Annotated in this window: 17 protein-coding genes and 1 tRNA gene; 6 read left to right on the forward strand and 12 right to left on the reverse strand. The window is 68.1% G+C overall.

Going from position 1 to position 17,601, the window contains the following annotated elements; translation table 11 throughout:
• Positions 1-7 precede the first annotated feature (7 nt).
• The 5 genes from AC07Q9_RS25595 to yaaA form a co-directional block, all read right to left on the reverse strand.
• Positions 8-793, reverse strand: a complete 786-nt coding sequence (locus AC07Q9_RS25595) for a DUF4019 domain-containing protein (protein WP_495312231.1) — start codon at positions 791-793, stop codon at positions 8-10.
• A gap of 32 nt (positions 794-825) precedes the next feature.
• Complete coding sequence (gene queF / locus AC07Q9_RS25600; protein ID WP_495312232.1) at positions 826-1,707, reverse strand: NADPH-dependent 7-cyano-7-deazaguanine reductase QueF; 882 nt, start codon at positions 1,705-1,707, stop codon at positions 826-828.
• Entirely contained in the window at positions 1,704-2,603 is a 900-nt protein-coding gene (locus AC07Q9_RS25605) for an alpha/beta fold hydrolase (protein WP_495312233.1), read from the reverse strand. Before AC07Q9_RS25605 ends, queF begins: the two co-directional genes overlap by 4 nt.
• A 19-nt stretch (positions 2,604-2,622) precedes the next feature.
• Entirely contained in the window at positions 2,623-3,465 is an 843-nt protein-coding gene (locus tag AC07Q9_RS25610; protein WP_492684693.1) for a 2OG-Fe(II) oxygenase, read from the reverse strand.
• 153 nt (positions 3,466-3,618) lie between these two features.
• Positions 3,619-4,404: a peroxide stress protein YaaA gene (yaaA, locus tag AC07Q9_RS25615; protein WP_495312234.1), complete on the reverse strand. Its 786-nt coding sequence runs from the start codon at positions 4,402-4,404 to the stop codon at positions 3,619-3,621.
• Positions 4,405-4,509: 105 nt separating this feature from the next.
• Between yaaA and AC07Q9_RS25620 the strand changes: the two genes are divergently transcribed.
• Together AC07Q9_RS25620 and galU are read left to right on the forward strand one after the other, a co-directional pair.
• The gene (locus AC07Q9_RS25620; RefSeq protein ID WP_495312235.1) at positions 4,510-7,380 is read left to right on the forward strand and encodes a valine--tRNA ligase; all 2,871 of its coding nucleotides are present in this window, start codon (positions 4,510-4,512) and stop codon (positions 7,378-7,380) included.
• Positions 7,381-7,481: 101 nt separating this feature from the next.
• Positions 7,482-8,375, forward strand: a complete 894-nt coding sequence (galU, locus tag AC07Q9_RS25625; protein ID WP_495312236.1) for a UTP--glucose-1-phosphate uridylyltransferase GalU — start codon at positions 7,482-7,484, stop codon at positions 8,373-8,375.
• A 68-nt stretch (positions 8,376-8,443) separates the two neighbouring features.
• Here the strand turns inward: galU and AC07Q9_RS25630 are convergent, their stop codons facing one another.
• The 3 genes from AC07Q9_RS25630 to cysM form a co-directional block, all read right to left on the reverse strand.
• On the reverse strand, positions 8,444-8,671 hold the full coding sequence (locus tag AC07Q9_RS25630) for a sulfurtransferase TusA family protein (protein WP_056572272.1): 228 nt from the start codon (positions 8,669-8,671) through the stop codon (positions 8,444-8,446).
• The gene (locus tag AC07Q9_RS25635) at positions 8,661-9,236 is read right to left on the reverse strand and encodes an NUDIX domain-containing protein (protein ID WP_056572274.1); all 576 of its coding nucleotides are present in this window, start codon (positions 9,234-9,236) and stop codon (positions 8,661-8,663) included. Before AC07Q9_RS25635 ends, AC07Q9_RS25630 begins: the two co-directional genes overlap by 11 nt.
• 65 nt (positions 9,237-9,301) lie before the next feature.
• Positions 9,302-10,204: a cysteine synthase CysM gene (cysM, locus tag AC07Q9_RS25640; protein WP_095746540.1), complete on the reverse strand. Its 903-nt coding sequence runs from the start codon at positions 10,202-10,204 to the stop codon at positions 9,302-9,304.
• 41 nt (positions 10,205-10,245) lie between these two features.
• Between cysM and AC07Q9_RS25645 the strand changes: the two genes are divergently transcribed.
• A tRNA-Leu gene (locus tag AC07Q9_RS25645) sits at positions 10,246-10,330 on the forward strand.
• 103 nt (positions 10,331-10,433) lie between these two features.
• Here AC07Q9_RS25645 and AC07Q9_RS25650 read toward each other — a convergent pair.
• The 3 genes from AC07Q9_RS25650 to AC07Q9_RS25660 form a co-directional block, all read right to left on the reverse strand.
• Complete coding sequence (locus AC07Q9_RS25650) at positions 10,434-10,883, reverse strand: guanylate cyclase (RefSeq protein WP_495301901.1); 450 nt, start codon at positions 10,881-10,883, stop codon at positions 10,434-10,436.
• Between the two features lie 85 nt (positions 10,884-10,968).
• Positions 10,969-11,391, reverse strand: coding sequence for a RidA family protein (locus AC07Q9_RS25655; RefSeq protein ID WP_354342503.1), 423 nt, complete (start codon positions 11,389-11,391; stop codon positions 10,969-10,971).
• A 13-nt stretch (positions 11,392-11,404) separates the two neighbouring features.
• Complete coding sequence (locus AC07Q9_RS25660; RefSeq protein WP_495312237.1) at positions 11,405-12,340, reverse strand: SDR family oxidoreductase; 936 nt, start codon at positions 12,338-12,340, stop codon at positions 11,405-11,407.
• A gap of 74 nt (positions 12,341-12,414) precedes the next feature.
• On the opposite strand from AC07Q9_RS25660, the gene AC07Q9_RS25665 reads away from it, so the two are divergent.
• A complete protein-coding gene (locus AC07Q9_RS25665) occupies positions 12,415-13,479 on the forward strand; it encodes a CDP-6-deoxy-delta-3,4-glucoseen reductase (protein WP_495312238.1) in 1,065 nt (354 codons plus the stop codon).
• 37 nt (positions 13,480-13,516) lie between these two features.
• A complete protein-coding gene (locus tag AC07Q9_RS25670) occupies positions 13,517-14,494 on the forward strand; it encodes a Bug family tripartite tricarboxylate transporter substrate binding protein (RefSeq protein ID WP_495312239.1) in 978 nt (325 codons plus the stop codon).
• Here the strand turns inward: AC07Q9_RS25670 and AC07Q9_RS25675 are convergent.
• Entirely contained in the window at positions 14,466-15,242 is a 777-nt protein-coding gene (locus AC07Q9_RS25675; protein ID WP_095746547.1) for a Crp/Fnr family transcriptional regulator, read from the reverse strand. The two genes, AC07Q9_RS25670 and AC07Q9_RS25675, sit on opposite strands and share 29 nt — an antisense overlap.
• Positions 15,243-15,398: 156 nt before the next feature.
• Here AC07Q9_RS25675 and AC07Q9_RS25680 point away from each other — a divergent pair, with 156 nt between their 5' ends.
• Positions 15,399-17,594 carry a xanthine dehydrogenase family protein molybdopterin-binding subunit gene (locus AC07Q9_RS25680; protein WP_495312240.1) on the forward strand — a complete coding sequence of 732 codons (2,196 nt, stop codon included), beginning with the start codon at positions 15,399-15,401 and terminating at the stop codon, positions 17,592-17,594.
• Positions 17,595-17,601 lie beyond the last annotated feature (7 nt).

The following is a 17,601-nucleotide window of genomic DNA, read 5'->3' on the forward strand; positions in this document are numbered from 1 at the left end:
TGTGAACTCAGCAGCGCGCGCTGGCCTTGAAGGCCGTCACCTGCTCTGTCGTCATGCGTTGCTGCGTGGCCCTGTTGATGTAGTTGGCCTCTTCGCGAATGGCCTGGAACGAACCGTCCGCCTGGCCGTACCAGACGACAAAGCCGCAATGGGTGTCCATGTTTTGGAACTGACTCACCAGGTCGGCCGCGATGTAGACACCAGGCCGCGGGGCCGACGGCGGGTTGTCATAGCGCGTGATCTTCCGGATGCGGCGGCTCGTGACCGGCCCGGAAAGCGCGTTGAACTCCTTCTGGGCAGCGCTCCAGCTTTCCTGCGAAACCGTGGCCTTCATCGAATCTGCAAAGAAGCCATAAGCCCTCGCAAAATCACCCGAATCCTTGGCCTTCAGATATTGGTATGTCAGCGCTTCGACCTGCTTCTGGTCTTCTTCGGGCGTCGATGGCTGCTTCATCGCGGAGGCCACCTTTTCCGGCGTGGCCTGTCCGCATCGGATCTCCTGGCGAAGCGCCAGTTGGCCCGACGCCGCTGAAGAGGCCGGATCAACGGGCTCCTGACGTGCGAAGCTGTAGCGCCCGAAGGTGACCTGGTTTTCGCCGCACAGCGTCTGCGCCGTGGGCCCCAGTCGGGCTTGCCCGGCGGCAATTTCGAGCGGTTCGCTCACCTTGAGCGTCAACTCGTACGCGGCATTGCCGAGCTGCCTGACGGCAACGTCCTCGCCCGCGATGGCGGGACACGCGGTTGCCATGAACAGCAATGCGCCAGCCGTCGCGCGTGAAAGCACTGAACGCATTTTTTCTCCCCGATGGACAACGAGATAGCGACTTACTGCCGCGCCGTGCGGATGTTCAGCGGCAGCGTCTGCGGCCAGCTCGTGCGGAACGGGTTGATGTCCAGCCCGCCGCGCCGCGTGTAGCGCGCATACACCGCGAGCTTGGTCGGCTGGCATTGGCGCCAGATGTCCGTGAACATGCGCTCGGCGCAGGGTTCGTGGAACTCGTTGTGGTTGCGAAAGCTCACGATGTACGCCAGCAGGCCGGCCTGGTCGATGGGCGGGCCGCTGTAGCGGATCTGCACGCTGCCCCAGTCGGGCTGGCCGGTGACGAGGCAGTTGCTCTTGAGCAAGCGGCTGGTGAGGGTCTCGTTCACGTGCACCTGCGTCGTGTCGCTGCTCAGCAGCTCGGGCGCGGGCTGGTAGTGGGTGCATTCGATGTCGAGGCGGTCGAGGTCCAGGCCGTCGATCTCGTGCACGGGCTCTCGATCGAAGAGGTCGGGCGTGAGCAGCTTCACGCCGATGCCGGCCGACTGGTCGCTGCCGCGCCATGCGGCTTCGGCGAGGTCGGTGCGCAGGTGCTCGCGCACGGCATCGATGCTGGCGAAGGTGCTGTTGTTGAAGCTGTTGAGGTACAGCTTGAACGACTTGCTCTCGATGATGTTGGGCGTTTCGCAGGGAATGGTGAAGTGCGCGATGGCCACCTGCGGCTTGCCGCGCGGGTTCAGCCAGCTCAGCTCGAAGGCGGTCCAGAGGTCGGCGCCGAAGAAGGGCAAGGCGCCGGCCTGGATGCCCATGGCTTCGCGCTGCGTGGTGCGTGCGATGGGGAACAGCAGGCTCGGGTCGTAGGTGTCGGCGTAGGCCGAGGCGCGGCCGAGCTGCGACTGCTCGGGGGTGTTGGGGTTCGTGTTGGGGTTGGTCGGGTCGTGGCTCATGGGGCGGTTCCGGCATCCGCCGCGTGTGCGAACGGAGCGATGTGGTGGGCGAGGATCGTGCAGACCTCGGGCGGCAGGTCGTGGCCCATGCCGGGCACGGAAATGAAGGTCGCACCCGGAATGCGCTGCGCCGAATCGCGGCCGCAGGCGATGGGCACGAGCGCGTCGGCGTCGCCGTGCAGCACCAGCGTCGGACGCTGGATGCGCGCCAGCACCTGCGGGCGGTCGTCGTCGGCGCCGATGGCAAGCATCTGGCGCATCAGGCCGGCCGGGTGGTAGGCGCGGCGCATGCTGAAGGTGAGGCGCGCGGCCAGTTGCTCGTCGGTCTGCGGGTAGGCCGGGCTCTGGATGAGCCGCAGCAGTTTGATGCTGTGCGCGACCAGCGCGGCCTCGTCGTGGCTGCGCGGGCGCCGCATGAGCATGGCCCCGACCTCGCGGCGCGGGCCCGGCAGGCCGCGCGCGCTGCTGGAGCTCATGATGCTCACGAGGCTGGCGGTGCGCTCGGGCGCGGTGGCGGCGATGCGCTGCGCGATCATGCCGCCCATGGAGGCGCCGACGATGTGGGCGCGGGCAATGCCCAGCGCGTCGAGCACGCCGAGCGAATCGAGCGCCATGTCCTGCAGCGTGTAGGCGCTGCGCACCTTCAGGCCGATGCGGTGGCGGATGGTTTCCCACACGAGGTTGCCGGTGCCCAGGTGATCGAAGCCCTGGCTCAGGCCGATGTCGCGGTTGTCGTGGCGCACCACGCGAAAGCCCGCATCGACCAGCTGCTGCACGAAGCCGTCGGGCCACGCGACCAGCTGCATGCCCAGCCCCATGATCAGCAGGATGACGGGGCGCCCTTCGCCGCCGGTGTCGTCGACTTCGATCTGCAGGCCGTTGGCGGTGACTTTCATCGGTTCCCTGTTTTTCTTTTTACTTGAACTCGCGCTCGCGCAGCCACTTGGTGGCGACCCATTTCTCGCCCGCGAGCACCGGCGCGCCGCCGTGCAGCGTGCGGGTGGCGGGGTCGGGCCGGTCGTAACTGAAGAACACGCCGGTGCCGCGCACCGGGGCCACTTCGAGGCCGATGTCGGGGAAGGTGGTGGCGCCGCCCTGCTCGGGCTCCTGCAGGTACATCACGAGCGTGGCCACGCGCTGGCCGCCGCGCTTGAGGATGGTGGGCGTGCCGGGCTCGTGCGGGTCGAAGTAGTCGTAGTGCGGGCGGTACTGCGCGCCGGGCGCATAGCGCAGGATCTGCAGGCCCTCGCCGTATTCGAGCGGCCAGCGCAGCAGCATGGCCAGGCGCTGTTCGAGGCGCGCGACGATCTCGTTCTCACCACGCTCGAAGAACATGCCGTCGCTGGTGCGGTCGACGTTGAGCACCTCGCCGCCGGTGCGGGTCTCGACGGTGAGCGAGCGCGCCAGCCGCACGCGCGCGGCGGCGATCAGGCCTTCGCATTCCTCGACCGACAGCAGGTTGCCGAACACCACGACGCGCGGATGCCGCACGGTCTGCAGCACCTGCACGCGGCGGTCGCCGGCCTCGATGTACAGCGGCGCGCCGTCGAGGTCGGGGCCGGGCATCTCGGTGCGGGCCGGCGCCAGGGCCGCCGCGACATCGGGGAAGCCGGCTTCGAGCTGGGCCAGCGCCAGGTCGGTGGCGGCATCCTGCCAGCCGGCCGCCCGCATCGACATGCGCAACGCGGGCACCGAATGGCCGGCCGCGAGCTGGGCCACCAGCCATTCGCGCAATTCCGGACTGATCGCTTGGGACATGTCAGTGCTCCTCCACTCTGCAATGAGACCCGCAACACATGACTCCACGCAGTTCTTCGCCAGAAACACCGCGGAACCGGCTTTGCCGGGCCGCTGGTGTTGCCCCCTGGAAGGGGGTTGGCGAAGCGACACGAAGTGCGCGCAGCCTGGGGGTCATGCTAGCTTTCTTCTGAACACCAGCCTTTCGGCTGTCGATACCTGAGCGTCGAAACCATAACCCTCGAGATCGAATTTTTCCAGCGCCTTGGGCGTGGCCGCCTGGTGCAGCACGGCCCAGCGCGCCAGCAGGCCGCGGGCGCGCTTGGCGAAGAAGCTCACGATCTTGTACTTGTCGCCCTTCCATTCCTGGAACACGCATTCGACCACGCGCGCCTTGAGCACTTTCTGGTCGACCGACTTGAAGTACTCCTGCGAGGCCACGTTGACGACGACCGGCGTGCGGTCGGCTGCCAGGCGCTCGTTCAGGTGCTCGGCGATGCGCGAGCCCCAGAACGCGTACAGGTCCTTGCCGTGGCGGTTGGCCAGCGCGGTGCCCATTTCGAGCCGGTAGGGCTGCAGGCGGTCGAGCGGGCGCAGCAGGCCGTACAGGCCGCTGAGGATGCCCACGTGGTCCTGCGCCCAGGCGAGCTGGGCGGGCGTGAGGCTGCGGGCGTCGAAGCCGCCGTAGACGTCGCCGTCGAAGGCGAAGGCGGCCTGGCGGGCGTTCTTGTCGGTGCTCTTGGACGACCAGGCGGCGTAGCGGGCCACGTTGAGGGCCGAGAGCTTGTCCGACAGGTGCATCAGCTCGGCGATGTCCTGGGGCGACTTCTCGCGCAGCAGCTTGATGAGTTCGACCGAGGGGCCGCGCGGGGCTTCGAAATGGGGCTGGGTGGCGGGGGTTTCGGAGGGGACGGGGGTGTCGTAGTCGAGCGACTTCGCGGGGGAAAGCAGGAACAGCATCAGCTGATTATGTGGGGCTGGGGTTTCCCCGAGCCGCCCCGGTAAAATCCCGGGCAATCCCACCCTGTCACCAACGGCACCCGAGGGTGCCGTTTTGCATTCCCCATGAGCGAACCTACCTCCCAGCCCGGCCTCGAGAGCCTGTCCAAATCGTTCGAACCCGCCGCCATCGAGGCGCACTGGGGCCCGGAATGGGAGCAGCGCGGCTACGCCAAGGCGGGCTTCCGCGGCACGCAGCAGCCCAAGGAAGGCGCCGAGTCGTTCGCGATCCAGCTGCCACCGCCCAACGTGACGGGCACGCTGCACATGGGCCATGCGTTCAACCAGACGATCATGGACAGCCTCACGCGCTACCACCGCATGAAGGGCGCCAACACGCTGTGGGTGCCGGGCACCGACCACGCGGGCATCGCCACCCAGATCGTGGTGGAGCGCCAGCTGCAGGAGCAGAAGGTCAGCCGCCACGACCTGGGCCGCAAGAACTTCGTGGCGCGCGTGTGGGAATGGAAGGAAAAGTCGGGCAGCACCATCACCGAGCAGATGCGCCGCATGGGCGACACGGTCGACTGGAGCCGCGAGTACTTCACGATGGACGACGACCTCTCCAAGGTGGTCACGCACACCTTCGTGAAGCTATATGAAGAAGGCCTGATCTACCGCGGCAAGCGCCTGGGCAACTGGGACCCGGTGCTCAAGACCTCGGTGAGCGACCTGGAAGTCGAGAGCGAGGAAGAAGACGGCTCGCTCTGGCACATCGCCTACCCGCTGGAAGACGGCAGCGGCACGCTCACGGTGGCCACCACGCGCCCCGAGACCATGCTCGGCGACACGGCCGTGATGGTCCACCCCGAAGACGAGCGCTACAAGCACCTGATCGGCCAGCGCGTGAAGCTGCCGCTGGTGGATCGGCTGATTCCCATCATTGCCGACGACTACGTCGACAAGGAATTCGGCACCGGCGTGGTCAAGGTGACGCCCGCGCACGACTACAACGACTACGCCGTGGGCCAGCGCCACAAGCTCGAGGTGATCGGCATCCTGACGCTGGACGCGACCATCAACGACAACGCGCCTGAAAAATACCGCGGCATGGACCGCTTCGTGGCGCGCAAGGCCATCGTGGCCGACCTGGAGGCGCTGGGCCTGCTGGTCGAGGTGAAGAAGCACCGCCTGATGGTGCCGCGCTGCGCGCGCTCGGGTGCCGTGGTCGAGCCCATGCTCACCGACCAGTGGTACGTGGCCATGACGCGCCCCGGCGCCGACGGCCAGTCGATCGCGCAGAAGGCCATCGACGTGGTGAAGTCGGGCGAGGTGCGCTTCGTGCCCGAGAACTGGGTCAACACCTACAACCACTGGATGGAGAACATCCAGGACTGGACCATTTCGCGCCAGCTCTGGTGGGGCCACCAGATTCCCGCCTGGTACGACGAAGACGGCAAGGTGTACGTGGCCGAGACCGAAGCCGAGGCGCAGGCCAAGGCGCCCGGCAAGACGCTCACGCGCGACGAAGACGTGCTCGACACCTGGTACTCGTCGGCGCTGGTGCCCTTCTCGTCGCTGGGCTGGCCCGAGAAGACGCAGGACCTGGCGCTGTACCTGCCCTCGACCGTGCTCGTCACGGGCTACGACATCATCTTCTTCTGGGTCGCCCGGATGATCATGATGACCAAGCACTTCATGGGCACGGTGCCGTTCAAGGACGTGTACATCCACGGCCTGGTGCGCGACGCCCAGGGCAAGAAGATGAGCAAGTCGGAAGGCAACGTGCTCGACCCGGTCGACCTGATCGACGGCATCGAGCTGCCCGCGCTGCTCGACAAGCGCACGCAGGGCCTGCGCAAACCCGAGACCGCACCGGCCGTGCGCAAGAACACGCAGAAGGAATTCCCCGAGGGCATTCCGGCCTTCGGCGCCGATGCGCTGCGCTTCACTTTTGCCTCGCTGGCCTCGCTGGGCCGCAGCATCAACTTCGACTCGAAGCGCTGCGAGGGTTATCGCAACTTCTGCAACAAGCTGTGGAACGCCACGCGCTTCGTGCTGATGAACTGCGAAGGCCAGGACTGCGGCCTGCTGGAGCACACGAAGGAAGATTGCCAGGTCGGCGGCAAGGCGCACGGCTACCTGAAGTTCAGCCGTGCCGACTTCTGGATCGTCTCGCAGCTGCAGCGCGTCGAGGCCGAAGTGGCCAAGGGCTTCGAGGAATACCGCCTGGACAACGTGGCCAACGCGATCTACCAGTTCGCCTGGGACGAGTTCTGCGACTGGTACCTGGAGATCGCCAAGGTGCAGATCCAGACCGGCGAAGATGCGCAAAAGCGCGCCACGCGCCGCACACTGATCCGCGTGCTCGAGGCGCTGCTGCGCCTGGCGCACCCGATCATCCCGTTCATCACCGAAGAGCTGTGGCAGAAGGTGTCGAAGGTCGCGGGCCGCGAAGGCGCGTCGATCATGATCGCGGCCTACCCGCAGAGCCAGCCCGAGAAGATCGACGAGGCCGCCGAGGCGCACGTGGCGCGCCTGAAGGCGCTGGTCGACGCCTGCCGCACGCTGCGCGGCGAGATGAACGTGTCGCCCGCCACGCGCCTGCCGCTGTACGCGGTGGCCGACGACGCCGAGGGCGCGGCCTTCCTGCGCGACGCGGCCCCGGTGCTGCAGGCGCTGGCCAAGCTCAAGGAAGTGAAGGTGTTCGACGACGAGGCCTCGTGGCAGGCCGCCGCCGAAGCCGCGCCCGTGGCGGTGGTGGGCACGACGCGCCTGTGCCTGCACATGGAGATCGACAAGGCGGCCGAGAAACTGCGCATCGGCAAGGAAATTGCGCGCATCGAAGGCGAGATCGCCAAGGTGCACGGCAAGCTCGGCAACGAGGCCTTCGTGGCCAAGGCGCCGCCCGCCGTGATCGAACAGGAGCGCACGCGCCTGGCCGATTTCACCGCCACGCTGGAGCGCCTGCGCGGCCAGCTTGTGCGCCTCGGCTGACAGACGAGGCCAGGGTGGGGGCTTAGGATGCGGATGCAGGCTTTGCGCTGCATCCTCTCCCAACCCTCTTCTTTCCTCTTTGAAACGACACTGAACTGCCCATGTCCACTTCTTCCCCGACGCGCATCCGCAAGGCCGTATTCCCTGTTGCAGGCTTCGGCACCCGCTTTCTGCCGGCCACCAAGGCGCAGCCCAAAGAGATGCTGCCCGTGGTCGACAAGCCGCTGATCCAGTACGCCGTCGAAGAAGCCTATGCCGCGGGCATCCGCGACATGATTTTTGTGACCGGGCGCAACAAGCGCGCGATCGAGGACCACTACGACACCGCCTACGAGCTCGAAAGCCAGCTCGAAGCCAGCGGCAAGCATGCGCTGCTCGAAATCGCCCGTTCGGTGTCGCCCGACGACATGACCTGCTCGTACGTGCGCCAGCCGCGCATGCTGGGCCTGGGCCACGCCGTGCTGTGCGCCGAGCACCTGGTGGGCAACGAGCCCTTCGCCGTGCTGCTGGCCGACGACCTGATGGTCGGCCCCGTCGATGGCCAGCCGGTGCTGGCGCAGATGACCGAAGTCTTCGCGCGTCTGGGCGCCTCGGTGCTGGCCGTGCAGGAAGTGCCGCTGGAACACGTCAAGCGCTACGGCATCGTGGCCGGCGAGACCGTGGAAGACGGCCTCGTGAAGGTCAACCGCATGGTCGAGAAGCCCAAGCCCGAAGACGCGCCCTCGCGCCTGGGCGTGGCCGGCCGCTACATCCTCACGCCCGGCGTGTTCGACGAGATCCGCAACCAGCCCAAGGGCGCGGGCGGCGAGATCCAGCTGACCGACGGCATCGCGGCGCTGATGAAGAAGGAATCGGTCTACGCCTATTCGTACAAGGGCATCCGCTATGACTGCGGCAGCAAGGAAGGCTTCCTGCAGGCGTCGGTGGAGCTGGCGCTGGCGCACCCCGAAGTGGGCGCGCAGTTCCGCGAGTACCTCAAGAGCCTGAAGCTCTGAGGGCGCTGCAAAGCGCTGAAAACAGAAAGGGGCCGCGAGGCCCCTTTTTCTTTGGTCGGTCGCCGACGCTAGCGCCGCTTCAGCACGTGGATGAAGTCGCTGCCCACGGTCTCCTGCGCCACCAGTTCGTTGCCGGTCTGGCGCGCAAAGGCCTGGAAGTCGCGCACCGAACCCGGATCGGTCGACACCACCTTCAGCAGCTGGCCGCTCGCCATGTCATTGAGCGATTTCTTCGCCTTCAGGATCGGCAGCGGGCAGTTGAGGCCGCGCGTGTCGATTTCGCGGTCAACTTGCATTGCCAGGCTCCGGCGGCAGGTTCAGGCCGCGACGACGCTCTTCGTTTTCCGCCGCAGTGAAGAACACCGGCTCGTGGCCACGCGTGCGCAGCCAGTCGGCCAGCGCGTAGCCGGTGCCGGCGGGCCAGCACCGCAGGTCGGGCAGGTCGTAGAGGCGGTAGTCCACCAGCTCGGGCGAGAGCTTCACTTCGCCGTCGGCCACCACGTGGTACGCGATGATGATCTGGTTCATGCGCTGGAAGTCGTAGGCCCCGACGAGCTTGGCGGCGCTCACGTCCAGGTTGGTCTCTTCCTTGACCTCGCGCGCGATGCCCTCCTCGGGCGTCTCGCCGGCCTCCATGAAGCCGGTGATGAGCGCGAACATCTTGCCCGGCCAGGCCGCATTGCGCGCCAGCAGCACCTGGCCGCGGTACTCGACGATGGCCGCCAGCACGGGCGTGGGGTTGTTCCAGTGCGTGTGGCCGCAGTTGGGGCAGCGCAGGCGCTCCTTGGGACCGCCGTCTTCCATCAACGCGATCCATTCGAGCGGGGTGGCGCAGGCCTGACAGAACTTGGGGTGGGGCATGGGGAGTCTCTATTCTTTTTCGCGGGCGTGCGGCGCCCGGTGGGCGCCGCCGCAGGGTGAAGGGATCAGGCGGGGAAAACGCCCGTCGACAGGTAGCGGTCACCGCGGTCGCAGACCACGAACACGATGGTGGCGTTCTCGACCTTCTTCGACACCTCGATGGCCGCCCACAGCGCGCCGGCCGCCGAGATGCCGCCGAAGATGCCCTCTTCGCGCGCCAGGCGCCGGCACATCTCCTCGGCGTCGTCCTGGCTCACGCTGATTTCTTCATCGACGCGGCTCGGGTCGTAGATCTTCGGCAGGTACTCGACCGGCCACTTGCGGATGCCCGGAATGCGCGAGCCTTCGGCCGGCTGCGCACCGACGATGCGCACCGCCGGGTTCTTTTCCTTCAGGTAGCGCGAGACGCCGGTGATGGTGCCCGTGGTGCCCATCGCGCTCACGAAGTGGGTGATCTTGCCGTGCGTGTCGGTCCAGATCTCGGGGCCCGTGGTCTCGTAGTGGATGCGCGGGTTGTCGGGGTTGGCGAACTGGTCGAGCACGCGGCCCTTGCCCTGGGCGACCATCTGCTCGGCCAGGTCGCGCGCGTATTCCATGCCGCCGCTCTTGGGCGTGAGCACCAGCTCGGCGCCGAAGGCCTTCATGGTCTGGGCGCGTTCCACCGAGAGGTCCTCCGGCATGATCAGCACCATGCGGTAGCCCTTGATGGCCGCGGCCATCGCCAGCGCGATGCCGGTGTTGCCCGAGGTGGCCTCGATCAGCGTGTCGCCGGGCTTGATTTCACCGCGCTCCTCGGCCCGCTTGATCATCGACAGCGCCGGCCGGTCCTTGACCGAGCCCGCCGGGTTGTTGCCTTCGAGCTTGCCCAGGATCACGTTCCCGCGCTTGGCGTTTTCCGCGGCATGGATGCGTTGCAGGGCAACCAGGGGGGTCTTGCCGATGGCGTCTTCGATCGTCGGATAATTCATGCCAGCCACTGTGCCATAATTTTGGGCTTCCTTCCGGATGTGCCCGGGTGGTGAAATTGGTAGACGCAGGGGACTCAAAATCCCCCACCGAAAGGTGTGCCGGTTCGATTCCGGCCCCGGGCACCACGAGACGACACCGTCTCACCCCCACATCAAGAAACCCGCTCGCTTCACTGGCGCAGCGGGTTTTTCTTTGCCTCGGGGCCTTTCAGGCCGGACAGCGCCCCCCTCAGCCAAGCACGTCGGCGAGCTTCACCTGGAGCGACAAGGCGGCCTGGTGCAGCAGCTCGAACTCGTCGTCCGGCAGCGGCACGGCCGTGAAGTTGAAGTGGCACAAGGTGCCGGCGACCGCGCCCGCGGGGTTCAACAGCGGAACGCCGTGGTAGCTGATGGTGTAGTCCCGCCCGGGATGCGTGGCAAAACGCTCGTCGACGCTCGAGTCGTCGGTGCGGAACCACCCGTCGCGCAGGACAAAGGGACAGATGCTCGCCTCGAAGGGAACGACGGCGATGTTCTCGGGGATCAGCTCGCCTTGCTTGTCGTGCAGGTAGAGGCTCGTGACCAGGTCGGAGCGGATCTTGTAGATCCCGGTGTACCGATGCGGCACGCGCGCGTTCAGGTAGGCGAGGACCGCCTGTGCGCCTTGATCGGCAAGCAACGCTTCAATCGTTTGGGGCATTCGTTTTGTCCGCTTCGCTTCGATCGGTTCGATCTGGAACCTGTCCTGCCATGGTACGCCCGGCCCCTGGGCTTCCGCTTCGGTGTCAGCCCGCTTGCGCAGTCTTCAACGCCGCCACCGCGCGAATCTCCACCCGCAGCGCCGGCCGCGCCAGCGCCGCCACGCCGAGGATGGTCCACGCCGGGAAATCCTCGGTGATGTAGCGGTCCTTCACCTCGCGAAAGCCCGCCAGCTCGTGCTCGACATCGACGTGGTAGCTCACGATCTCCACCAGGTCGGCAAAGCCGAGCCCCGCGCTCTCGAGCACCACGCCCAGCCGCCGGAAGGCCCAGTCGGCCTGTTCCGCAGCGCTTTCGGGCACGCTGCCGTCGGCACGCAGGCCGACCTGCCCTGCCACGAACAGCAGGCCGCCGGCCTTGACGCCGGGCGCGTACTTGAAGGTGTCGAAGACGGCGGTGGAGCCGAAGGTCGGATGGCCGTCGGGAATGCGCACGCTCTGTTTGCTCACGGGTTGCGTCCTTTCAGGCGTCTGCCGGCTGCAGGCCGGTGTGCACCGTCGGGTGCGCCAGCCGCACGCGCAGCTCGCGCTTGAGCCGCGTGTTGTCGAGCCGGCGCGATTCGCCCATGAAGCTCAGCAGTTGCAGCGGCAATTGCCGCTCGGCCTCGCCGCGCGCCACGCGCGGCGGGCGGGGCATGCCATAGAGGTCGGCGGCCAGGTCGAAGTAGTCGCCCATGCGCAGCTCGGTGTCGTCCGACGCGTGCACCACGCGCTGGGGCTTGCCGCGGAACAGCGCCGCCACGCAGGCGCGCGCGAGGTCGTCGGCGTGGATGTGGCTGGTGTAGACGTCGTCCTCGCGGCGCAGCACGGGCGTGCCGCGCTCCAGGCGGCCGCGCGGCGTGCCGTTCTCGCGGTCGGGCGCGTAGATGCCCGGGATGCGCAGGATGCTGGTGCGCACACCGGTGCTGCGGCCGAACCAGCGCACGGCGCGCTCGGCATCGACGCGCCGGTGGGAGCGCGGGGTGTCGGGCCGCACGCCGCGCGTTTCGCTCACGCGCGCGCCGCCGCAGTCGCCGTACACGCCGCTGGTCGAGCCGTAGACCAGCGCCGAGGGCAGCGAGCGCAGCCGCAGCGCCTGCGCCAGCGACGCAGTGCGCTGGTCGCGCCACCAGGCCGCGCCGCCCTCGCGCGCAGGCGGCGCCAGGTGCACCACGCGGGTGGCGATGCCCGCCAGGCGGCGCAGGGTGGCGCGGTCGTCCAGGTTGCCCACCAGCGGCCGGATGCCGGCCGCGCGCAGCGCCGCGACGCGGTCGGCCGAGGACGTGAGCGCCACCAGCTGCATGCGCCCGCGCAGGTTGCGCGCCACGCGCTGGCCGACGTCGCCGCAGCCGACGATCAGCAGGCGCTCGCGCCGGAACCGGGCCGGCAGTGCGCCGGAGGGACTATTGATTGAAGGCAAAATCCGGGTTTCCTGTCTCAATTCAGTTGTCCCGGCCGCACGCAGCCGGGAAAGTTCACCCCCGAAGAATACCGATGACTGCTACAGCGCCGCACGAAGCGGGCTTTTCCATCACCGTCGAGCCCAGCGGGCGCCACTTCGTGGTCCAGGGCGACGAAACCATCCTCGCGGCCGGCATCCGCCAGGGCATCGGCCTCCCCTACGGCTGCAAGGACGGCGCCTGTGGTTCCTGCAAGTGCAAGAAGCTGTCGGGCGAGGTCACGCTCGGCCCGCACCAAAGCAAGGCGCTGAGCGCCGAGGAGCAGCTGGCCGGCTACGTGCTGACCTGCTGCGCCCACCCGACGAGCGACGTGGTGCTCGAGTCGCGCCAGGTCACCGAGGCCGGCGCGCTGCCGATCCGCAAGATGCCGGTGCGCGTGATGGCGCTCACGCGCCAGTCGCACGACGTGATGATGCTGCGCCTGCAGCTGCCGGCCGGCGAGCCGCTGCAGTTCTATGCGGGCCAGTACGTCGAATTCATCCTGCGCGACGGCGCGCGCCGCAGCTACTCGATGGCCAACGCGCCGCACACGGTGGCCGTGCCGGGCACGGGCCTGGAGCTGCACCTGCGCCACCTGCCGGGCGGCAAGTTCACCGACCACGTCTTCGGCGCGATGAAGGAAAAAGAGATCCTGCGCATCGAAGGCCCGTTCGGCAGCTTCTTCCTGCGCGAAGACTCCGACAAGCCGCTGATCCTGCTGGCCTCGGGCACGGGCTTCGCGCCGATCAAGGCGCTGCTGGAGCACATGCAGTTCAAGGGCATCGAGCGGCCCGCCGCGATCTACTGGGGCGGGCGCCGCCCCGAAGACCTGTACATGGACGCCTGGCTGCGCGAGCAACTGGCCGCGATGCCGAACCTGCGCTACGTGCCCGTGGTGTCGAACGCCACGCCGGAAGACAACTGGACCGGCCGCACCGGCTTCGTCCACCAGGCGGTGCTGGAAGACTTCACCGACCTGTCGGGCCACCAGGTGTATGCCTGCGGCGCGCCGATCGTGGTCGACTCGGCCAAGCGCGACTACGTGGCGCTCGCGGGCCTGCCCGAAGAAGAGTTCTTCGCCGACGCCTTCACCACCGAAGCCGACAAGGCCCTGCCCTGAGCCTTCGCGTTCCCCCTTTTCCTTTGCGTAGAACAACATGAAGACGAGACACTTCCTCCTGACCCTGATCGCTGGCGCCACGGTGCTGGCCACCAGCCACGCGGTCGCACAACAACACCGCCCGATCCGCCTCGTCGTGCCCTACGCGGCCGGCGGCCCGATCGACAACACGGCGCGCATCCTGGCCGAGCAGGTGAAGGACACGCTGGGCGGCCCGGTCATCATCGACAACAAGCCCGGCGCGGGCGGCAACATCGGCGCCGACTTCGTGGCCAAGGCGCCGGCCGACGGCCTCACCATCGGCATCGCGGCCACGGCCACGAACGCGGTGAACCCGTGGCTGTACAGCAAGATGCCGTTCAACGCCGCGACCGACTTCGCGCCGATCACGCAGATGGTGCGCGTGCCCAACGTGCTGGTGATGAACGCCGACACGGCCAACCGCCTGAACATCCGCACGCTGGCCGACCTGATCCGCTACGCCAAGGCCAACCCGGCCAAGCTCAACTACGCCAGCGGCGGCAACGGCAGCGCCGGCCACCTGGCGGGCGAGCTGTTCAAGAAGGAAGCGGGCATCTTCGCGGTGCACATTCCGTACAACGGCGGCAACCCGGCGCAGCTCGCGCTGCTGTCGGGGCAGGTCGACTTCAACTTCGACAACCTCGCCACGGCCGCGCCGAACATCCGCTCGGGCAAGCTGAAGGCGATCGCGGTCACGACGCTCAAGCGCAGCAGCGCCCTGCCCGACGTGCCGCCCGTGGCCGACACGCTCAAGGGCTTCTCGATCGACACGTGGTGGGGCCTGGTCGCGCCGGCCGGCACGCCGCCCGAGGTGGTCGCGAAACTCAATCAGGCCTTCGTCGCCGCGCTGAACGCGCCGGAAACGAAGACCCGCTTCGCCTCGATGCTGGCCGAGCCGGTGGGCAACTCGTCCGAGCAGTTCGGCAGCTTCATGAAGAGCGAACTCGCCAAGTACGAGAAGGTGGTCAAGGCCACCGGGGCGAAGGTGGACTGACAAGGTCGTCCAGGGGCGCCGCGGCCTGCGTGTCGGTGGCCGCAGCCACGGCCGCCGCCGCTTCGGCCGCCCCGCTCTGGTAGGTGCGCAGGCCTGCGAGGTCGAGCACTTCCACGCCGCCATGTTCGATGCGCAGCAGGCCGTCGCGCTGCAGCGCATGCAGCGCGCGGTTGGCACGCTGGCGCGACACCGCCGACAAGAGGCCGATCTCGTCCTGGCTCAGCCGCACGAAGCGGGTGGCGCGCGGATAGAGGATGGGGTCGAACAGGCTGGCCAGGCAGCGCGCCACGCGCGCGTCGGGGCCGAGCAGGCGATCGAATTCCATGAGGCCGATGAACAGGCTCAGTCGCGCATTGATGTGTAACAACAGAAACCGATTGAAGTCGATGCTGGTGGACATCAGCCGCTCGAAGCTGTGCCGCGGCACGCAGGCCACGCGCGTGGGCCGCAGCGCCACGCCGTCGTAGCGCCAGCATCCGGGGGTGAGCAGCGAGCCTTCGCCGCCCCAGCCGCCGGCGGTCACGCCGGTGAAAGTGGACACGCGCCCGTCGGGCAGCGACACCGACATCTTCATGAGGCCGTCGATCACGCCGATCCAGTGATCGGCGGGCTCGCCGCGCCGCACGACGAAGCCGCCGGCCGGCACCACGCGCTCGTGCGACTCCTGGACGACGCGGTCGAGTTCATCGTCCGTGAGCGCGCGCGCCCACAGGCTCTCGCGAAGCATGTTCTCCAACGCGTTCGACATCGCGCCTCCTGCTGTCGTCCCTCGTGACATCGCATCGGCCGATCCGTCGCAGGCGCCGGTCGGCGGGGGGCCGTAAGAAATGTCGTTGCAACGACATCTTCGGCGCGGCGATGGTGCCACAGTCATCCGCGTTCGCCAAACAACAAGGAGACAACGATGAAGCGTTCGAACAAGGACCCGCGCCCCGCGCGCGGGGCGGACGACGGGGATGCGCACGGCCTGCGCCGGCGCGACGTGCTGGGCTACGCCACGGCCGCGCCGCTGGCCTCGGCGGCGGCCGGCATCGCGGGGCTCGGCGCCCTCACGGCGCCCGCCTCCGCGGTGGCCGCGCTGCTGCCGATGACCCCGCCCGACACCACCGACCTGATCGACATCGGCGACGCGGTCACGCTGACCTCGCTGCCGACCATGCCGCTGGTGAAGGTGACGAACACCGGCGACGGCCGCGTGCGCCTGGCGCTGCCGCGCCTCGAAGTGGGCCAGGGCATCGCCACGGCCAGCGCCATGATGCTGGCCGACAAGCTGCGCCTGCCGTTGAGCGCCATCGAAGTCACGTCGGCCGATGCGAGCCCCGAGCTGATCTGGAACCAGCTCACGGGCGGCTCGTCGAGCGTGCGCTCGATGCACGCGGGCATGCCGCTGCTGGGCGGCCTCGGCGGCCTGCTCTCGGGCTCAACGCCCTCGGTGGTCGGCCAGCGCGTGACGCGGCTCGATGCGCTGGACATCGTCACCGGGCGCAAGAAGTTCACGCTCGACCAGGCGGTGCCCAATGCCAAGCCGACGATGGTGCGGCGCCCGCCGACCATCAACGGCAAGTTCGTCGGCATCAACAACATGAACACGGTGATGGCAATGCCGGGCGTGATCGGCGTGGTGCCGATCCCCGCCACCAATGGCATCACACCGACGCCGCCGGGCGTGGCCGTGATGGCCGAAACTTTCGGCCAGGCCTGGGCCGCGGTGAACGCGCTCGACGTGACCTGGGCCGCCGGCCCGCTCGACGGCGAATCGAACGCCACCATCATGCGCAAGCTGAAGTCGTCGCTGCTGCCCTTCGCACTGCCGCCGCTGGGCGCGCTGACGGTCGAGGCCGAGTTCGAGTTCGCACCGGCCGCGCACTGCCCGATGGAAGTCGAATGCGCGATTGCCGACGTGCGAGCGGATCGCGCCGAGATCTGGGCCGGGCTGCAAAGCCCCATCGTCACCCAGCAGGCGGTGGCCGCCGAACTGGGCCTGCCGCTGAACAAGGTCGTCGTGCATGCGGTGCCCTCGGGCGGCTCGTTCGGGCGGCGCCTGTTCTGGGACCCGGTGCTGCAGGCGATCCAGGTGTCGAAGGCGCTGGGGCGCCCCTGCCGCCTGATGTACCACCGCACCGACGACATGCGCCACACGCGCATCCGCCCGCCGATCTACCAGAAGGCGCGCGCCACGATGCTGCTGGGCCAGGTCATCGCCTTCGAGCAGCGCATCGCCAGCGTGCGCCTGGACACGCGCCACGGCTTCGGCAACATGCTCGAGGCCGCCGCCATCGCGCTGCCCAATGCCTTCCCGCAGACGGTGGGCAACTTCGCGATCGAGCAGGTCATGTTCAAGACCATGGTGACCTCGCCCTACAACTTCGGCGTCACGACCAAGCTGCTGACGCCGGTGCCGATGGACATGAACACCTGCTCCTACCGCTCGGTGCACATCCAGCCCGCGCGGCTGGTGGAAGAGATCCTGGTCGACGAGATGGCCCGCGCCGCGCGCAAGGACCCGATCGCCTTCCGGCTCGAGTACCTGCGCCTGCCGCGCGCCCGCGCGGTTCTGAAGGCGGTGGCGGAGGCCGCGCAATGGGGCAAGGCGATGCCGGCGGGCTTTGCGCAGGGCGTGGCCGTGCACCAGGAGTCGAAGTCCTTCACGGCCTGCATCGTCGAGATCGACGCGCGCGTGCCGGCGCAGGCGCGCGTGGTGCGCGCGACCATCGCCATCGATGTCGGCACGCCGATCAACCCTTCGGGCATCGAGGCGCAGCTGCAGGGCGGCCTGTGCGAATCGATCGCGCTGGTGCTGTCGGCGGGGCTGCACATCCAGAACGGCCTGCCGCTGGAAGGCAGCTACTCGCAGTACCACTTCTCGCGCATGAAGCACTACCCGAAGGACGTGAAGATCATCATCATGCCGGCCAGCGGCGAGGCCATCGGCGGCCTGGGCGAGGTGGGTCTGTCGGCGAGCTCGGGCGCCATCGCCAACGCCTATGGGCGCGCCACCGGCATCAAGCCGCGCAGCTTCCCGCTGAACTTCCCGGTCGACTTCACGCCGATCCCGCCGGGCAAGCTGCCCACGCCCGTCAACGTTCCGATCCCCGCCTGAGGAGACC

It is taken from the genome of Variovorax sp. GW821-FHT09A10, from assembly GCF_059418385.1.